This window comes from Flectobacillus rivi (genome assembly GCF_030056655.1).
GTDB classification, from domain to species: domain Bacteria; phylum Bacteroidota; class Bacteroidia; order Cytophagales; family Spirosomataceae; genus Flectobacillus; species Flectobacillus rivi.
The window spans coordinates 350,663-369,827 of sequence record NZ_JASHIE010000002.1 but is presented as its reverse complement, the minus strand read 5'-3'; the positions used below and the strand labels follow the sequence as shown (position 1 = coordinate 369,827).

Here is a 19,165-nt window from a genome sequence, read left to right as displayed (position 1 = left end):
TTTTAATATTATGAAAAATATCCTTTTTGTATTGTGTTTCACTCTCATCATACATACAACTCAAGCACAGCAATCTATTTGGAATGCTTGTCGTGAAGGCGATAAAACAATGGTAGAATCTCTGTTAAAGCAAGGGGTTTCTGTCGATACTCAAGATCATAAAGGCTTTACACCATTGATTTTGGCAGTGTATAATCAACAAGTAGAAGTGGTGAAATTTTTATTAGAGAAAGGGGCAAATCCCAATATAGCAGATGCCTCTGGCAATACTGCCTTAATGGGGGCTAGTTTTAAAGGATATACCGAAATCGCACAATTGTTATTAGAAAACAAGGCGAACCCTAATATTCAGAATGGAAACGGTGCTACAGCGTTGAGTTTTGCAGCCACGTTTGGGCACCTTTCTTTAGTCAAAATATTATTGCAGGTGGGAGCCAACAAGCAACTCCAAGATCGTTTTGGAAATACTCCTCTCAAAAATGCGTTGATGCAAGAAAATACTGAAATAGCGGAGCTTTTGAAGTAAAATAGAGTTTAACACACATGAGTCATTATTGTAAAAAATTGTATGCCTTCAGTAGAGACGCAATATTTTGCGTCTAAGACTGAGTCACATATCAAAAAAGGGGTCGGAAAATAAATTCCAACCCCTTTTTTGATACTATATTTCAGAAAGATACCTCTTTAGACGCAAAGCATTGCGTCTCTACAAATAAATTCCTTCCTAAAAAATCACTCATTCACTCAATTTATACCTTCATAGTTCTCCAGCGCCCTTTTTTGAAGAAATAAATACCCATCAATGCCAAAATAGACTCGGCAATGGCGATGGATAAGAATACCCCAAGCGGTCCCCAATGCCAGTATTGCGCCATCAGATAAGCCAAAGGGATTTCGATAAGCCAGAAACAAATAAAGTTCATAATCGTTGGGGTTCGAGTATCGCCAGCACCATTGAGCGCCTGTCCGATGACCATGCCATAGCCGAAAAAGAGATAGCCTGCACTCATGATTTGTAAGCACAACACGCCTACTTCTACCACTTTGGGATTATTGTTGAAAATCGAAATGAAGTTTTCTGCAAAACCTAAAAACAATAAGCCTACCAACAATAGAAATATCATATTGTAAAAAGCAGTTTTCCAAACAGATTTCTCGGCACGGTCAGGCTGATTTGCTCCCAAATTTTGTCCCATCAAGGTGGCGGCGGCATTCGCCATTCCCCAAGCTGGCAAAATCGTAAACACGATAATACGAATAGCAATAGTGTAACCCGCAACGGCGTCGCTTCCGAAACTTGAAATAATTCTTGTTAAGAAAATCCAACTTGCCGACTGAATCAAGAATTGCCCTGTACCACCCGAACCAATAGCAATCAAGTTTTTGAGGACAGCCCAGTCTGGTTTGAGTAATCTCAATTCCAGACGGAGATTACCTTGACCTTTTTGTAAAGAATATAATTGGTACAATACGCCAATAGTTCTACCTGTAGTAGTGGCAATAGCTGCGCCTTCAACTCCAAATTTTAACCCCATAATCAATACAGCATCGAGTGCCATGTTGATGATATTGGCCAAAATAATCGAGCGCATCGCCGTAGAGGCGTCTCCAGCACCACGCAATGCACCGCTGAGTGTGTAAAGTAAAATTACAGCAGGACTACTAATAAACATCAAGCGAGTAAACAAGGCTCCTTGTTCAATCAAATGAGGTTCGCCTCCCATAAGTGCGAGAATTTGTTCGGCAAAAATTGCCCCAGGGATGCCAACGAGTGCTGATAAAACCAAGGAAATAAGAATTACTTGTGAAACGGCATGAGCGGCCGCTTCGGGGTTTCCTTCACCTGTTCGGCGTGAAACAATGGCAGTAGCTGCCGAACTAAGACCAATGGCAACCGAATAAATCAGGGTAAGTACCGATTCGGTCAAACCAACGGTAGCGATGGCGTCAATGCTAATTTTAGATACAAAAAAGGCATCCACAATCGCGAAGAGGGATTCTCCGATCATTTCTAATATCATAGGAATAGATAAAAGAAAAATCGCACGATTGATGCTCATTTGAGTATAACTCTGTTCTTCTCCACGAATAGCTTCGAGGAATAGTTCAATGTATTTTTTCATTGAAAATTACGATACGACAAGATAATGGTAAAATGATATATCTTTCTCCAAAGAGAAAAAGCCTAGTTTTTGACTAGGAAAATGGGAGGGGAAAATAAAGTACCGCGTAGGGACTAAATATTAGAAAATCATGGGCATCTGTGGCCTAAAGCCTGTTTGAGGTTGCTGTTGCAAAGGTAACAAGATTTAGGACTTTTTGTAGAATGTTCTAAAAAATCTTTTCAGAGAAATAAAGAGTATTTTGTCTTTCTCTACACGGCTAAATGATTTGAAATAAAGGATTTACAACCTACAACAAGTCAAGATAGTGAAGAGTTTTCTTGAAAAATGGCGTTTAAATAAAATTTAGCAGGATTTTAATAAAAAATTAAACATTCAGGAGGACTTTATACATCCAATCTATTCGATATGGCGTAAGTTTGGTATGAACGAAAAATCCTCAGTATTTATACCTATAGATATTTAGCGAAATTTCGCTTAGAATTAATATTCCGCCATCTTACTTTTGTATCAAGATTTGTCACAAATCTTTTCTTATAACAAAACAAACCTTGAAACGAGTAAATCATGATACAAGAATCTATTTATGAGCAAGAACTGAGTCATTGGATTGAAGATGAAAAAGCAGCCTTAGAGTTGGTAAATGTGGTGGGTAAACTTTGGTTTGAAAAATCGGTAGAACTTCTTCTTTTTAGAAACCAAATGTTTGATGTGAGCTCTTCGGGCTTGTTAAGTTTACATGATTACGCACAAAATTTTATTGGTCAGCCTATTACAGTACAAGTAACATTAGAATTAGCACAAGCTATTCATGAGATTGAGATTTCGCCATCACGAATAGATATGGGACGTTTGGGAAGTGAGTGGTTGCAAGAATCTGTATTATACGATAATGCCAAGCAATTTGTCGTAACTAAGTTGGGCGATTTTATTGGAAAAGATAGACTTTGTTTGACGCCCAAGGATGTGGTTTTGTATGGTTTTGGACGTATCGGACGTTTGGCGGCACGCATGTTGGTAAGTATGGCAGGAAAAGGTGAACAATTGCGTTTGAGAGCCATCGTAACCCGTGACCGTTCGGCGGAAGATATTTACAAACGTGCTGATTTGCTCAGAAATGACTCTATTTATGGTCCATTTGCTGGAACAGTTGCCGTTGACGAAGAAAATAGATGCCTGATTATCAATGGACAACGTGTACAAATGATTAACGCCTCTTCGCCTGAGTCGATTGATTATACACAATATGATATTGATGATGCGTTGGTGATTGATAATACGGGTGTAAAACGAGATCGAGAGGGATTGAGTAAACACCTGCTGGCAAAAGGAGTTAGCAAAGTATTGTTGACAGCACCAGGCAAAGGCGATATTCCGAATATTGTAGCTGGGGTCAATAATTTGTCGTATGAAGAAGGTGAAAATATATTTTCGGCTGCTTCATGTACCACAAATGCCATCGTTCCGATTTTGTCGGTTATTCATCAAGAATTAGGAATAGAAAGAGGACATATCGAAACGGTTCACTCTTATACCAATGACCAAAATCTGTTGGATAATTATCATCCAAAGTCAAGAAGAGGTCGTTCGGCAGCACAAAATTTGGTCATTACCGAAACTGGTGCCGACAAAGCAGTTGCCAAAGTGATTCCTGAGTTAGCAGGTAAACTAACAGGTAATGCTATTCGTGTGCCAACACCAAATGGTTCTTTGGCGGTTCTTAATTTACAAGTAGGGCGCACTGTTACAAAAGAGGAGGTAAATGAAATCATTCGTAAAGCTTCTTTAAAAGGAGATTTAGTGGAACAAATCCAGTACTCCATGTCGGATGAACTGGTTTCTTCAGATATTATCGGAAGTCCAAGCCCATCGGTGTATGATAGTCGAGCGACGATTGTTTCGAAAGATGGAAAAAGTGTAGTGCTTTATGTTTGGTACGACAACGAATATGGTTATACAAGACAAACTTTGAAAGTTGCTAAGAATATTTCTGGTGTTTTAAGGTTAATGTATTATTGAGTTAGTTTGATGGTTTAGGTTGCTACAATGAGACCTGTATCATTTGTTTAAGTAAAAAGGGATAGATAAGTAAAAAGCCTTCAAGATGTTTCTTGAGGGCTTTTTTGTTGAAAATGCTAGAGAAAAGAACAGTAGAAGGAGGAGGGTAATCTAATTATTAAACCCTTCGCTCCCCCTAAAGTCTCCATTTTTCCCAATTTATATGAATCTTTGAATCTGTTGAGACGAAATGAATGGCGTCTCTAAGTATATAATCACTTATTTACTATATTACCAATTCACTCAATATCCTTAGTAACCTGGGTTTTGCTTGTACAAACCATTGGTAAAGGTAATTTCAGCTTGTGGAATCGGTAAGTATTCGTCACGACCTGCGGTAAATTTGGCAGTATTCAAGAAAGTACGTCTTGTCTTTTCCTTGTTGATATAGGCGTTGAGTGTTGGTTCGGCAATACCCCAGCGAACCAAATCAAAGAAGCGAGGACCTTCAGTAGCAAACTCCATACGACGTTCCCACTGCAAGGCTTTACGTGCATAAGCTTGCGTCCAGCCTGTGGTAGTGTATTCTTTTACCAAGTACTTAGAAGCAAAAGTCCCATCAGCTTTTTTGAGTCTACCAGTACTTTCAGAGGCACGTTTTCTGACTAAATTGATTAATGGCAAAGCGCTTGCTTGTTGTCCCAATTCGATATAGGCTTCTGCTTGCATCAACAAAATATCGTCATAGCGTAAAATATCGTAGTTTTTGGCAGTTCCCATAAATGGTCCAAGTTTGAAATACGATGAGCTACTTGCCAACTGTTGTGCACGCATCGAGTGGAAATTACCATACACCCCTGCATCGCGCACCCAGCTATTACTGAATGGCTTGGTGTTATCGTACTTGTATGGGTGACCGTCGATTCCTACTGTATGGTCAAGACGTGGATCAACTGTAGCAGTAGTCAAGTCGATATTAGAATCGTTGAAAGTATCAAATTTTGGTAAACCATTTTCGTCTGTAGCGTGGGCATTTACCAAGTTTTGGCTTGGTGCGTGGAATCCACAACAGCCGTACTGAGGTGCTCCATGAGGATAATTTAATCCATCTTCAAAATTCAAGCGTCCAGAAGTTGTACCGTCATTTATGGTAAACTGAATAGCAAAAATTGATTCAGAACCATTTTCGGTTTCTGCCAAAAAGTTGTCAGCAATATCTTTATTCAAACTGTATTTACCTGAAGAGATTACTGCTTGTGTTAAAGTAACTACTTCTTGCAAACGAGTTTTATTGATGTTTACCACTTGGTGTGTGTCGTTTTGTTCATACGCTTGGTACAAACGTAATTTTGCCAAATAGGCTTGAGCCGCTACTTTATTGGCACGACCTAATTCAGGCTGAGAGCTTGGAAGGTTATCAATGGCAAACTGGAAATCTGCTGCGATTTTATTCCATGACTCCTCGTTACTTAAGCTATTTGACACCTTTAGGATTTCTTCAGCTGAAGCATTTTCGTCAAAAATGGGAATATTTTTATACAAAAGCTTCATCGTAAAATAGCTATGTGCACGTAAGAAACGAAGTTCAGCCAAGCGAGTCTTTTTGTTTGGATAGCTAGCTTCACTAAGTGAGTTTACAGCACGCAATGCCACGTTACATCTTGAAATCGACTTAAAGAGGTTTTGCCAAGTACGTGTCACAAAAGCATTGATAGAAGGCGTAACAAGGTTGTAATGCTCAATAGCATCGATTTCGCCAACGTCGCCTGTACCGCCACCGCCTTTGTAAGCATCGTCAGAGCGTACACTTCCGTAGACCCAGTTACTATAAATCGGACCAATCATGTCGCCATTGCCAATAGCGGCATAAGCGGCAGTTACTAAGCCTTCCACAGCCGTAGGAGAGGTTAAATCAGATGAGGACAGCACACCTTTTGGTGTATAATCAAGGGCATCTTTACACGAGTTCATGGTAAGTAAGCCAGTGACAAATAAGAGGGAAAATATTTTTCTTTTCATGAGTTTACAATGGTTGCTTTAGGCTGTAAGCTGTATGCGTTAAGCAATGAGAAATACAGCCTAAATGTTTTACGTAGTGTACTTTCAATACTAGCGTCAAAATATCTATTGATGCCTATCGCTTAAAGCCAATTGCCTTAGAACGATGCATTTACGCCGAATGTGAATGTTTGAGGAATAGGCACTGGGTTGATGTCGATACGCTCAGGGTCTGGACCTTGGTAGCTTTTGCTTTTAATCCAGAATAAGTTTTCGCCCATTACATATACACGTAGCTTTGAGAAAACAGCTTTTGGTGTAAGTGTATAACCCACTTGAACATTACGCATTTTGAAGTACGAAGTATTTACCATAAAATAGTCCGAAGTACGAGTCTCGTTGTTGTTGTCTTTCAAGGTAAGTGCTGGCACAGTTGTGTTGGTGTGTTGTGGAGTCCAAGCATCGAATACGCCAGGTCCTACGTTTTCACGGCTACGCATAAGGTTGTTATAAGTAGTGTACACATCAAAACCTGTACGACCTGCTACACCCGAACCAAATAAAGACACATCAAAGTTTTTGTAAGTCATGTCAAAACGAATACCATATTCCAAGGTAGGAAGGGTAGTACCAATCCAGGTGCGGTCAAGGTCGTCGATTTTACCGTCATTGTTAATATCTACATAGCGGATACGTCCTGGTGCTGCGCCAACTTGTTTTGGAGCGGCATCAACTTCTGTTTGCGACTGGAATAAACCCGCAGTTTTGTAACCAAAAATATCAAATTGAGAATGTCCGATAATAGTACTAACCAAGTTACCAGGATATGCTGGACGTACTTCTTCAGGCAATTCAGTGATTTTATCTCTAAAATGAGCGAAGTTAGCAGAGATATTATATTTCAAACCGTTGTTTACTTCCCCATGATAACCCAATACCAATTCCCAACCTTTGTTTGATTTAGAAGCACCATTTACCGCTTTGGTTTGACCTTCGCCTAATGTTGCAGCTACTGGAGGCGTAATCAAAATACCTGTAGTTTGACGAGTAAAGTAGTCGAATGAACCAAAGAATTTATTATTCAAAAAGGCAAAGTCGATACCTGCGTTTACTTCGTCAGTAGTTTCCCATTTCAAACCTGCGTTGGCGGCTTGTGTTTGTACAAAACCTGATGGCAATGTACCTGTATTAGCTCCAGAAAGAGAATAAGCCGTTCCGATGTTCATATATTGCTCCCAGAAACCACCTACTAATTGTGCTTGCGTAGTACCATAACGTGTGTCAAACAAACCAAAACGAGCAATATCTCCAATTTGTTGGTTACCTACACGACCAATACCAGCACGAAGTTTTAGTTCAGAAACAGTATTATTGTTTTTCAAGAAATCTTCTTTATCCAATTTCCAACCCAATGATGCCGCAGGGAAAATACCATAGCGGTTGTCGGTACCAAATCTTGACGAACCATCGCGACGAACCGTTAATGCTGCCAAATATTTATCGCTGTAAGTATAATCTACACGACCGAATTGTGAGAAAAGAATATTACCTGTTACGTTACCTGTAAGTGTTGTGTTACCAGTACCTGCACTCAAAGTGAAATAGTCTTCGTTTTGTAAAGCATATCCTTCTTTTTTCAAGAATTGCGTATTGAGGGTCGTCTTGATATATTCTGTCCCCAATAAGAATTTGAATTGATGTTTGTCGTTCAAATCCCAGTTATAGCGAAGGGTATTTGACCACGTTAAACTCAAATATTGGTTTTGGTCAAAGGTCAAACTGTTAGTAGTACGGTTAAAAGCACCTTCTGAGAAAGTTGGTGTAATAATCTTGTTTTGGTAACTAGCGTTATCTGCTCCTAAATTGGTTTTGAAGAACAAGTTTTTGATAGGTTGTACCTCAATAAAGATATTTCCGAAAGTACTCAAGCGATTAGCATTGTTCCATTTCGCAATATCCTGCATGTGCAATGGGTTGTTACGGTCAGAGTAACCACCACCCGATGCACCCGCATAAGTCACACCGTCTTTTTGGTACACTGGAATGGTTGGAACTAAGCTCACCGCCAATCCTGTCGTAGTAGCACCACCCAAATCGGTAGCGGTAAGAGTTTCGTTTGAGTTAGCCACACGTAGGTTTAAGCCAATACGAACTTTATCATTGAAGGCACGGGTCATGGCATTGATGCTTCCGCTCAAACGGTCATAATTTGTAAAACGGAGCATACCTGTGTTTTTCAACTGACCAAAGTTTACCTCTAACGATGATGTTTTATTACCTGTCGAAATCGTGAAATCGTTGCGAGTAACTACGCCCATTTTGTACATGACTGATTGCCAATCTGTATCGCCAACAGGTGTGTTTGGATCGCCACCTACAAATGGTTTTGGCGTAACGCTATTGAGTATAGGATTGCTAAAGTTTTTGTTCCAATCAAAATTGTAAATCTCACCATATCCCGAAGCAGGATCTTGTCCATCGTTGATGGATGCCTGCCAAAGTGCTCTACCACGGTCAACGGCATTGAGCATTTTGAAGCGCATCGCTTTTTCTGACTGGAAAGAAACACTGCTATTGAACTGGAATTCCACCTTTCCATTGGTATTTCCACCATTTTTGGTTGTTACGATAATTACCCCGTTTGATGCACGTGCACCATAGATAGATTCAGCCGAAGCATCTTTCAATACCTGTACCGATTCGATATTGGTTGGGCTAATGTTTTGGAAAACTTCTGGACGTGTTGTCGGAATACCGTCGATGATATACAATGGGTCGTTATTGCCCAAAGTATTGGCACCACGGATCAAAATACGGCTGTTTGAGCCATTAGGCGAGCCATCTTTTTCGATATACAAACCAGCCACACGACCTTGTAAGGCTTGCATTGGGTTACCCGAACTAATGTTTTTGAGAGGTTTCATATCCACAACCGCTACAGAACCTGTGAGGTCTTGCTTACGTGAAGAAGTATAACCAACTACAACAACTTCGTTGAGTTGATTGCTAGACTCAAGGGCGATAACCAGACTGCTTTGTGTGCCAATGGTAACTGTTTGTGTGGTGTAACCTACATAAGACACTGTCAAACTTTTTGCCGTTTCTGGAACTGTCAACGTAAAATAACCTTCGGCATTCGTAGATGATCCTTTGGTTGTACCTGTGATTTGGATATTGGCACCAATCAAGGTTTCTCTGGTTTCGGCAGCTATTACTTTACCCGTAATAGTGCGTTGTTGAGCAAGCGATTGTTGGGCAAGACCCAGCATCGACAAGAGGAAAAAGAGTAATAAATTTTTTCTCATTATTTTAGGATTTATTAGTTATAAGATTTTGAGGGACAAAGTGGCAAAGGCACAAAGGCATGGAGTGTTTCTATGTCGAAGAGATACATTAGTCCTCTAGGACATAGTCATATTTGTTTTATCTGTTTGCGCCTTTTCTTCTAAATATTTTTCGATACTTTCTTCAGAAATAAATGGCGTAGCACCGTGATGTGTCGCTACTAAAGCTCCCACTGCACAGGCTTTTTGTAAGGCATATTCGTAGTGATCATTTTGTAAAAAACTAGATAGAAAACTCGCCAAAAATGAATCGCCACTACCGATGGTATCACATACTTCTACTGGAAAACCTTCGCTTCGATAAAACAAACCTTGATGGTAAAGCACCGCACCGTCGGCACCCAGAGTGACGCAGATCGTTTTGAGTTGGAAATGCGTCGCTAATCTTGAAATTTGCTCTTCGAGTGTATTTTCTACAAAAAACCAAGAGCAGATTTCGGCTAACTCATGATGATTGAGCTTGACCACATCGGCTTGTGTCATCAGATACGAAAGCGTAGTAGTATCATAATACGGAGGTCGGAGATTCACATCTAGTACTTTGAATTTGGCGACTTGCAAAAGCTCCTTTAGAGTTTCAAAACTTTGTGGTGAGCGTGCCGATAAACTTCCAAATACCAAACAATCAGCTTGAGCAACAGTGTCTAAGGCAAGAGGCTCTGACTGGATATAGTCCCATGCCACAGGTTTGACGATTTTGTAAGTCACATTGCTTTTGTCATCCATATTGACTTTTACAACGCCCGTCAAATGGGTATTGCCTTGCTGAATGAGTTGACAATTGAGTTCTTTACTTTTGACAAAATCTATTAACTCTTTGCCTAGGTCATCGCTCCCGATACGACTGATAATAGATACCTGATGACCAAAATGTTTGAGATGAATGGCTACGTTCATAGGAGCACCACCAGGGATTTTTCCACTAGGAAGCATATCCCAAAGCATCTCGCCAAAGCATACAAATTGTTTCATTTGAAATAAAAAGATTAATGAGCTAAAACGGTTATTTCAGAATTTTCGAGACTTGTTCCCTTGGTTTCGGGCATGATTTTCCAAGCAAAAAACCCTTGAATAACCATCATCAAAGCAAAAAAGCTAAAGGTGATTCCTCCTCCGAGGGTTTCGGCCAAATAGGGAAAGGTAAATGTGATGATGGCTGCCAATATCCAGTGGGTAAAACTCCCAATCGCTTGTCCATACGCTCGCACTTCGTTGGGGAATATTTCGGCAATGAATACCCAAATCACAGCGCCCTGCGAAAACCCAAAGAATCCAATAAATAGGAAGAGATAAAAAGGAACCCAAAGGCTATTGCCCCCCAAATAGAATGACTGTGCAACCAATACTAGCGCTACTACCAACCCAATGGAACCCCAACGCATAAGCGCTCTGCGACCAAATTTGTCGATAATGGCGATTCCCAAAAGCGTGGAAAGTAAGTTGACTAAACCTATTCCCGCCGACGATAGGAGAGAGGAGTCTTTGCCTAGTCCCGACATTTCGAAAATGCGTGGGGCAAAGTAGATAATGGCATTGATACCCGATACTTGGTTAAACACTGCAAATAGTACCGATAAGGTCAATGGACGACGATAAGCAGGTTGCCAAAGTAAGCTGAATTTGCTTTTGCCTTGTGATTGAGCGTTTTCTTGAATTTGTGCTAAAATCTTTTCTGCATTTTGCGCATCGATTGTTTCAAGAATAGTTTTGGCTGTTTGAAAATCCTTTTTTACCAATACCAACCATCGTGGACTTTCTGGAATGAGTAATACTGTTACGATAAAAAGTAAGGAAGGTAAAGCTTGAATACCCAGCATCCAGCGCCAAGCTTCAGCAAAAACTTCAGATAAAAGGAAGTTGGATAAATAAGCCATCAGGATTCCCAGTACAACATTGAACTGAAACATGGCAACCAAACGACCTCTTTTGCTAGGAGGTGCTATTTCGGAAATATACATCGGTGCTACCACCGAAGAAATTCCAACGCCTAAACCACCCAGAAATCTAAACAACAAGAAGATACTCCAATTGGGTGCAAAAGCTGTGCCTAAAGAGGCTACTAAATAAAAGATAGCGATTAATAATAAGGTAAAACGACGACCATATTGTTGTGCAGGAATACCTCCCAATAATGAACCCATTACGGTCCCAATTAATGCAATTGAAACGGTAAGTCCGTGCTCAAATACATTGAGATTCCAGAGGTGCTGGAGGGTTTGCTCTACGCCCGAAATAACTGCCGTGTCAAAGCCAAATAGGAAGCCTCCCAATGCAGCAGATAACGACCATAATACTAGTTTTAAATTCTGATTCATGATAGACTTAGTGAATTTTGATGAACCAAAATTAGACTAAGTTATGGTCGTTTATTGTCAGTTTTCATTCAAAGAGTTTTATAATTGATACATTGAGGTAATGTATTGATTATGAGTGTATTATTTGGTTTTTAAAAAATGAATTTATTGCTTATGTTGCATAGATTCAAATAATGTTACATCAGCTGTTTCGCCATTCCGAAGGGGTTTGATTGGTTTTCTGCTTGAAGAAAGTCGTGAAATAACTAGGGTTATTAAATCCAAGTTCGTAGGCTATTTCAGAGATGGTTTTGTCTGATTCTTTGAGCAATGCTTTGGCTTTTAATAGTTTGAAATCGGCAATATAGTCTGTTACATTTTTGTTGGTCAAGGCAGAAATTTTTCTAAAAAGCTGAACTCTTGACATACCCAACTCCCGACTAAGTTTTTCGACCGAAAGAGTGCTTTCCGTGAGGTGTTTTTCTAGTAATAATTCAAACTCTACTAAGAATTTGCGCTCACCTTTTTGAATTTGACTTGGGTTGGTAATTTCTCCCGAAAATCTTCTGCGCATTCTATCACGATTGTCGAGGAGACCTTTGATTTTTTCCTCCAAAAGTTGCTGATTAAAAGGTTTCGGAATATAGGCATCTGCTCCTGCTCGAGTACCTTCGATTTGGTTTTCGGTTTGCCCTTTGGCTGTCAACAAAATCACAGGAATATGCGATGAGCGAAAATCATTTTTGATTTTTTGCGTCAATGAAAATCCATCCATACCAGGCAACATGACATCGCTAATAATCAAATCGGGGATATTGCTCAATATCTCAGTCCAGCCTGCTTCAGCGGTTTCTACACTTACAACATTGTAGAATTGTTGTAATTTTTGTTTCAAGAAAAGTCGTAAATCGGGATTATCTTCAATCAATACAAGCGTATTTTCATGATGCTGAACGGCAGGAGTATCCACCACTACAGTTGGTTCAATATCTTCTTTGGTATAATGTGGCATCAGAGAAATACCTTCTGTGTCTTCTGAAGCGAGTATTGGTAAAATAATTTTGAAGGTGGTGCCTTTTCCTTTTTGAGATTCGACCTCGATTTCTCCTTGGTGTAAGGTCAAAAATTCCCTAGAAAGTGCCAAGCCCAAACCTGTTCCCAACGAAATATTCTGATTGCCGCGATAAAACAAATCAAAAGCTCTTTCTTTTTCTTCTTGGGTCATTCCGATGCCATTGTCAGAAATGAGCACTTCTAACTTTTCCACATTTTTCAATAACGAAATGTGGATAGCGCCACCATCGGGTGTGTATTTGAAAGCATTGGATATGATATTGAAAAAAACTTTATCTAACTTCTCGGCATCAAACGAAAAAGGTAGAGTCTTGAATGGGCAAATAAACTGTAAATCGATTTGTTGACTTTTAGCTTTTACCTGAAAATCGTTGACAATATCTTTGATAAAACTCACTAAATCATGCTGTTGGCGATTCAATTCCATTTTTCCAGAATCCACTTTTCTTAATTCTAGTAATTGATCAACCAGCCTCAAAAGACGATTAGCATTTTTCTGAATCAATAAAAACGCTTGTCTCGTTTCTTTGACATCTAAGGTTTTTCGGTGAAGGATATCCTGTGTTGGTGTCAGGATAAGACTCAGTGGCGTTCGAAACTCATGAGAAATGTAAGAGTAAAAACGAAGTTTATCTTCGGTGGCTTGTTTTGCCAATAGCGAGATACGTTCTATTTCATTTTTTTGATTCAAAATGGCCTCATTTTGTTCGGACAAGCGAACGTTTGAATCCTGACGGTCTCTGAAAAGATAGAATAGTACAGCACCAAGAAGCAATAGTAAAATCAAGAAGAAAAAGGATAGATACAAAACAGCTTGTTGAGAAGAAAATATCTTGGTTAAATCTTTGATTCGGGTGGCTTGTCGCTCAATATCAGCGTGTTGCTCTTTTAACTTATTGAGTTGAGCCAACATGATATTCACATTTTGGGCATCGATAACGCTTGTGAAAAGTTGATTTTCTTTTTCAAAAGCCTGTTTGCGAAGTATTTTGGCTGCGACACGGATAGACTCCTCACCACCTGTAGGGTACAGAATAGTGGCATTGATGATACCTTTTTTTACTAAATCTAACCCCAAGTTATTACCAACCAAACCATCTACGCCAATGAATTTGATTTTCTTTTCTATGCCTAATTCTTTACAAACGTCGTAGGCAATTAGGGCACAACGGTCGTTATGAGCAAAAATCAAATCTGTTAAATCTGGATTACTTTTCAATTTTTGCCTGAGGGCTTCCCGCAAATCTTTATCCGCCCAGTCTTTGTTCATATAGTCAACGTATTGAATATGAGGATACTTTTGAATAACCGAATGAAATCCATTATGTCTGCCCAAAGCAGGTGCAGTACGTGGTCCGAAACCTACTTCTAATACACGCCCGTGCCCGTTGAGGAGAATATTGGCATATTCGCCAGCATGCTGACCAACCACTAAGTTGTTTGCCCCCACAAAAGCCGTAAATTGGTCAGAAAAAACGTGACGGTCAACCACCAACACGGGAATTCCTTTTTGGTAAGCTTTGGTAATAACTGGCTCTAGAAATTTACTATCATTGGGAGATACAATGAGCAAATCAACAGGGAGATTTATAAGTTCTTCAATTTGAGCGTATTGAGTCTTGTTATTCCATTTGGAATCTTTCAGAATCATACTAAGTTCAGGGTAAAAACTTAGTTCTCTATTCATGCCCTCGACCATTTCTTCACGCCAACGGTCGTCCATTCCACATTGTGAAAATCCGATACGAAAATGCTGTTTTTCATTTGATTGGCAGGCACTGCAAATCAAAATAATCAGCATAAAAAGCCATATATAGGAAGAGATATATTTTTTCATATTGATGAAGAAATGGGTTATCCCTAAATGACAAAAAGATAAACAATGTTTGGAGAAACATAGCTTATCTTTTTGAGAAGGGGTCAGGTTGAGATGCTTTGAGTCTTAGTTCAAATACTTACGTTACCAAGCTTTTTTCAAAGCCCAGATTTTCAAGGTTTTGACTTTTACCCCTGCTTCTGTAGATTGAATACTAAATTGGTTAAAGTTTTCGCTTGGGAAGAAAATATCAGTCATGACAGTTTTGCCATTATCTGCGAATAGTTCGGCCGAAGCTACATCAACAAACAAATGTAGTTTAACGGTATTATTTTCAGTAAAACGAGGAGCAATATCTATTTTCTCAAAAAACTCTTTCGAGAAACTATGGTCACCTGCTTGGCTTCTATCGCTGAAAAATTGATTAGACTGACTATCGTATCCTATGCTGTATTTTTCCCCTTTTGTATTTGAAAACACTAACGAAACTTTCCCAGAACGAGGTTTTTCGAATTCTATTTCTAGTTCTGATAAAGTCGGTTTGAAACCTAGCTTAGGCGTCCACGATTCGGAAGATAATGTTTTGGCTTGTGGTAAAACATAGCTTTTATTAGCAACTCTCAAATCTTTTAACTCTTTGACAGGCTCAGAAATTAATCGGTATCCTTGGGTAGTTTTTTGTAAAGACAATACACGTGGGAGTGTTGCTGCACTACGCCAAGCTTCTGTCGGTACTTTTTGGGCATATTGCCAGTTGCTCATCCAACCAATCAAGATTCTTCGACCGTCTTTTTGTGGTACATCCGACCAAGTTACACCCGCATAATTGTCACGACCGTAGTCCATCCACAAACCTTGATTATTTTGAATATAGGGTTTTGTAGATTCATCAAGGATGAAATTTTTTCCATCAAAATCTCCTAAAAAATACTGTGTGCCCGAACCGCCGTTTGGTGCACCAGGGTTGATATTGATGATAAGCACCCATTTTTTACCCTCAGGAGTTGACAATTGGAAGAAGTCTGGGCACTCCCACACACCATCATGATTGCCCCATTCTTTGCCAAAGCTACTTGCACGTTGCCAGTCTTTTAGATTTTTTGATGTCCATATTTCGGCATGGTCTTGTGCTGCCACAGTTACTAACCACTGTTGATGTTGCTCATCCCAGCTAACTTTTGGGTCTCTAAAATCACGAATACCAGGGTTTTTAATAACTGGATTTTGAGCGTATTTTGTCCAAGTACGCCCATTATCATTACTGTAGGCTATTCCTTGTGTCTGGAAATCAATAGTACCTGCTCGTTCGCCTACAGGGTTATGATAAGTAAACATGGCAATTAAAGGAGGCTTGTTGTTTTTACCAAAACCGCTCGTGTTTTTCCAATCCACTACCGCACTTCCTGAAAAGATATAACCCAAAGAATCGGGATATAAACCAATAGGAAGGTTTTTCCAATGAGTCAAATTTTTACTGATGGCATGCCCCCAGTGCATTGGACCCCACACATTTTTGTCAGGATAATGTTGATAAAACAAATGGTATTCGCCTTGATAATAAACCATACCATTGGGGTCGTTCATCCAGCCTTTGGGCGGTGAAAAATGGTATTGAAGACGATGAGGCTCATCATATTTGGTATCAGGAACAGCTTGCTGCGCCTCAGCTGACAAAATAGGAAGTATGCCTAATGATAAATATGTGATGATAGCTTTTGCAGACATAGTTTTGTTAGAAATATGGAATTTGAATGTTTTGTCATTCAAAACTACTATGACCTTGATAATCCTTCTTTTGTAAAATGAACAGATACCTTTAAAAATGTTACATTTTTGTAATGTATTGATAGTTAGTTGGTTATTTTAATATTAAAAAGTGAAAATATTAAAAATGTTACATGACTATCAAAATCGTTACAGGTCTGGGTATCTAAGTCAACTAAGAGTATGTTTAAAAATTTTATTTGGCATTTGTAGAAGAAACAAAATTTCTGTTCGCCACTCCTTACTTTTCTTGTCTTGACACAAGAAAAGTAACCGCAGCGGCGGCCGCAAAAGAAAGTCAAGAAATCCTAAACTCGCCTACGGCTCAAACAGCAGGATTTCAGAAAAAATAAGTACAAATTTTTTTATTTTTCAGGACTTATAAAATTTAAACATACACTAAACATCTTTTTGTGTGGTGCGGTTTTTAGCTTCTTCGGTAAGAGCAAAACTTTCTCGACGAGTAATTTTTTTGACAAAAGCCACATCTCTAAAGCGTAATGCACTCCAATCTTCATCAATGGCCACCATACGAACGGTTTCGAGGTTATGTGCAGCAACAGCAGCCCAGCCATTGTCACGATTGAACTCACATCGGTATTTTTTGGATGTTCCTTTGGGGTAGCAAAACCATATAGTAGCATCTTTACCCAGTTTAGGAGCTATGGTATTGATGCTTTTTTCAATTTCTTGTAAAGTCATTACAAAACTGATGACAAAATCGATAACTTCGGTATCCTCGACAGCAGTTAGAATTTGAGCTTGTCCAACAATTTCATCCAATGCCTGCTCAAAGGATTCTGGTGCACCAAGTACCAAAACTGTACTCTGACCTTTGTAATTAAGTTTTGAAAAAAGGCTTGCCATAGTTGAGTATAAGTTATTTGTGTATTCGTTATTAGGATGTGCTACACTTTTGGTTAGTGTTTCTCTAACCAACTGGCGACAGCAAAACTTGTTTATAAAGTGCTGAAGCTAAACATAGTCCGTTATGCTGCCGCCAGTTGTCGAGTTGGGACACTCGCCACGGATGGAAATTACTTACGTTTTCTTTTATTACTGGTATCCTCGTCCTCGTCTTCTTCTTCATCCTCGTCTTCTTCTTCGTCCTCATCTTCTTCTTCGTCCTCGTCTTCTTCTTCGTCCTCTTCCTCTTCTTCATCATCATCTTCTTCTTCCGCACCTTCTATACTGTAATCATAACCATCTTCGTCACCGTATTCGATGGCTAAATCTTCTAAATCAGAGAGGAAATCTTCTTCATTTTCTGTATAAAGATAAAATTCGGTTAATTGTACATAAGTCCCGTTATCATCCTCATCGATTTCATATTCGAAATAATAGTTTTCTTCCTCTTCGACATATTCATCTAATAGACTTTCCAAATCTTCAAGAAAAGCATCCGTATCTTCAGTATATACATAAAAATCGTTGATGACCAGATAGTCCTCATCATAGAAATACGAAGAATCGTCTTCTACTTCCACTCCTTCGCTATAATCAAGGTTTTCGACAGATTTAATAATCCAGCTATCTTGACCATTAAACTCCTCGTTCATAACATAGTCGTAAGGAATATAGCAATAACCTTTGTCACCCCATTCAACACCCCAAGAGTTACGAACAATAAATACCTTATCAATATCTGAATATCCTACACATAGCATGGCATGCCAACCATGTTCTTCGCGGACATTATCCGATTTGCGAGGCATGGGAACCCGTCCTTTGTTTTTGGAAGCATCATCAAAAGAATTGAATGTATTCAGTGCAAAAGCAATAGGGTAGCCATCTGCCAAAGTTTCACGCCAAAGATTGAGATCCGTTTCGATAAATTCGGCATCTACAATCTTGAAATTACCGCCTTGGTCATAAGCCTCAGAACTTGGTTCGTCGTTGACATAGTCATACTCATTTGGCCAAAGATTTTCGGCACAGGCACCATATTCTTTTAAGCCCTGAATGGCATATTCCATATATGAACCTTCGTCTTTATCATGATTGTCACCAATATATCGAGCATTGAAATAGATAAATAAGCGACTCACATCTTCGGAGTCACCTAATTCTCTTTTGGCAAGATATTCATACGCACCAGCCAACGCATTGGCTACGCAACTGTTGCCCACCTGCTCTTCAATAGAAGTTAAAAATGGACGTAAATCTACCTTTTGTGGTAATACTTTTTGGCTTTTAGCAATTCTTCTTTTGGCATCGGCAGGGACTCTTCCTGCCAAATAACCACCAGTTCTTTTAGACATGTGTTAGTTTAGGCTTTGGGCTTTCGGCAATGAGCTTTGAGCAATCGGTTTTCGACAATGGTCGCTGTGCAAGTTCCTAGTTCAAGATTTAGTCTTGGACTTAAGTTAGCGAGCAAAATAAGCTTGAGTAAACGAATTTTTTTTTGTTTTCCTTTGTAAAAGCTCCGTAGGAGCGACAGTTTGGTAGCAATAAGTCTTGAGAAAAACCTTTTTTGAGCGCCGTAGGTGCGACAGAAAGCAAACTATCTTGAAGTCTGTCACACCTACGGCGCTCTTTTAATAGGTCAGTAAATAAATTCACGACTACCAAACTGTCGCTCCTACGGAGCTGATAAAAAGATTGGGTTCTGTAAAAAATCCTAATAATCAGGCTTATCAATGTTATATAATTGATAAAGTTAATTTTGCATGATTATTCACTTTTTTAAACTGTATTAATAAAGTTTAGTGAAGAACTCTAAGCTCCTGAATTTCTCTTACTCGTTTTGTCCAG

The 19,165-nt window shown here is 39.3% G+C and carries 11 protein-coding genes; 2 read left to right on the top strand and 9 right to left on the bottom strand.

Going from position 1 to position 19,165, the window contains the following annotated elements; all coding sequences use genetic code 11:
• Positions 1 to 10 precede the first annotated feature (10 nt).
• Complete coding sequence (locus QM481_RS03880; protein ID WP_283380721.1) at positions 11 to 526, top strand: ankyrin repeat domain-containing protein; 516 nt, start codon at positions 11 to 13, stop codon at positions 524 to 526.
• Between the two features lie 223 nt (positions 527 to 749).
• Here QM481_RS03880 and QM481_RS03875 read toward each other — a convergent pair whose 3' ends face one another.
• Positions 750 to 2,123 (bottom strand): MATE family efflux transporter, encoded by a 1,374-nt coding sequence (locus tag QM481_RS03875; RefSeq protein ID WP_283380720.1) that lies wholly within the window; start codon positions 2,121 to 2,123, stop codon positions 750 to 752.
• A 567-nt stretch (positions 2,124 to 2,690) separates the two neighbouring features.
• Between QM481_RS03875 and QM481_RS03870 the strand changes: the two genes are divergently transcribed.
• Entirely contained in the window at positions 2,691 to 4,142 is a 1,452-nt protein-coding gene (locus QM481_RS03870) for a glyceraldehyde-3-phosphate dehydrogenase (RefSeq protein ID WP_283380719.1), read from the top strand.
• Between the two features lie 291 nt (positions 4,143 to 4,433).
• Here QM481_RS03870 and QM481_RS03865 read toward each other — a convergent pair whose 3' ends face one another.
• From QM481_RS03865 to QM481_RS03830, 8 genes are all read right to left on the bottom strand, one after another.
• Positions 4,434 to 6,140: a RagB/SusD family nutrient uptake outer membrane protein gene (locus tag QM481_RS03865; protein ID WP_283380718.1), complete on the bottom strand. Its 1,707-nt coding sequence runs from the start codon at positions 6,138 to 6,140 to the stop codon at positions 4,434 to 4,436.
• 137 nt (positions 6,141 to 6,277) lie between these two features.
• Positions 6,278 to 9,424, bottom strand: a complete 3,147-nt coding sequence (locus QM481_RS03860) for a SusC/RagA family TonB-linked outer membrane protein (RefSeq protein ID WP_283380717.1) — start codon at positions 9,422 to 9,424, stop codon at positions 6,278 to 6,280.
• Positions 9,425 to 9,520: 96 nt separating this feature from the next.
• The gene (locus QM481_RS03855; RefSeq protein ID WP_283380716.1) at positions 9,521 to 10,435 is read right to left on the bottom strand and encodes a carbohydrate kinase family protein; all 915 of its coding nucleotides are present in this window, start codon (positions 10,433 to 10,435) and stop codon (positions 9,521 to 9,523) included.
• Positions 10,436 to 10,449: 14 nt separating this feature from the next.
• A complete protein-coding gene (locus QM481_RS03850; RefSeq protein ID WP_166551411.1) occupies positions 10,450 to 11,778 on the bottom strand; it encodes a sugar porter family MFS transporter in 1,329 nt (442 codons plus the stop codon).
• Positions 11,779 to 11,959: 181 nt separating this feature from the next.
• Entirely contained in the window at positions 11,960 to 14,668 is a 2,709-nt protein-coding gene (locus QM481_RS03845) for a substrate-binding domain-containing protein (RefSeq protein ID WP_283380715.1), read from the bottom strand.
• 123 nt (positions 14,669 to 14,791) lie between these two features.
• Positions 14,792 to 16,372, bottom strand: a complete 1,581-nt coding sequence (locus QM481_RS03840; RefSeq protein ID WP_283380714.1) for a glycoside hydrolase family 32 protein — start codon at positions 16,370 to 16,372, stop codon at positions 14,792 to 14,794.
• A gap of 438 nt (positions 16,373 to 16,810) precedes the next feature.
• Positions 16,811 to 17,278, bottom strand: coding sequence for a hypothetical protein (locus QM481_RS03835; RefSeq protein WP_283380713.1), 468 nt, complete (start codon positions 17,276 to 17,278; stop codon positions 16,811 to 16,813).
• 170 nt (positions 17,279 to 17,448) lie between these two features.
• The gene (locus QM481_RS03830) at positions 17,449 to 18,672 is read right to left on the bottom strand and encodes a C1 family peptidase (protein ID WP_283380712.1); all 1,224 of its coding nucleotides are present in this window, start codon (positions 18,670 to 18,672) and stop codon (positions 17,449 to 17,451) included.
• Between the last annotated feature and the right edge of the window lie 493 nt (positions 18,673 to 19,165).

Coding starts and splice junctions, on each gene's coding strand:
- QM481_RS03855 (WP_283380716.1), bottom strand. CDS start 10,435: ATGAAACAATTTGTATGCTTTGGCGAGATGCTTTGGGATATGCTTCCT.
- QM481_RS03880 (WP_283380721.1), top strand. CDS start 11: ATGAAAAATATCCTTTTTGTATTGTGTTTCACTCTCATCATACATACA.
- QM481_RS03860 (WP_283380717.1), bottom strand. CDS start 9,424: ATGAGAAAAAATTTATTACTCTTTTTCCTCTTGTCGATGCTGGGTCTT.
- QM481_RS03840 (WP_283380714.1), bottom strand. CDS start 16,372: ATGTCTGCAAAAGCTATCATCACATATTTATCATTAGGCATACTTCCT.
- QM481_RS03845 (WP_283380715.1), bottom strand. CDS start 14,668: ATGAAAAAATATATCTCTTCCTATATATGGCTTTTTATGCTGATTATT.
- QM481_RS03870 (WP_283380719.1), top strand. CDS start 2,691: ATGATACAAGAATCTATTTATGAGCAAGAACTGAGTCATTGGATTGAA.
- QM481_RS03865 (WP_283380718.1), bottom strand. CDS start 6,140: ATGAAAAGAAAAATATTTTCCCTCTTATTTGTCACTGGCTTACTTACC.
- QM481_RS03875 (WP_283380720.1), bottom strand. CDS start 2,123: ATGAAAAAATACATTGAACTATTCCTCGAAGCTATTCGTGGAGAAGAA.
- QM481_RS03835 (WP_283380713.1), bottom strand. CDS start 17,278: ATGGCAAGCCTTTTTTCAAAACTTAATTACAAAGGTCAGAGTACAGTT.
- QM481_RS03850 (WP_166551411.1), bottom strand. CDS start 11,778: ATGAATCAGAATTTAAAACTAGTATTATGGTCGTTATCTGCTGCATTG.
- QM481_RS03830 (WP_283380712.1), bottom strand. CDS start 18,672: ATGTCTAAAAGAACTGGTGGTTATTTGGCAGGAAGAGTCCCTGCCGAT.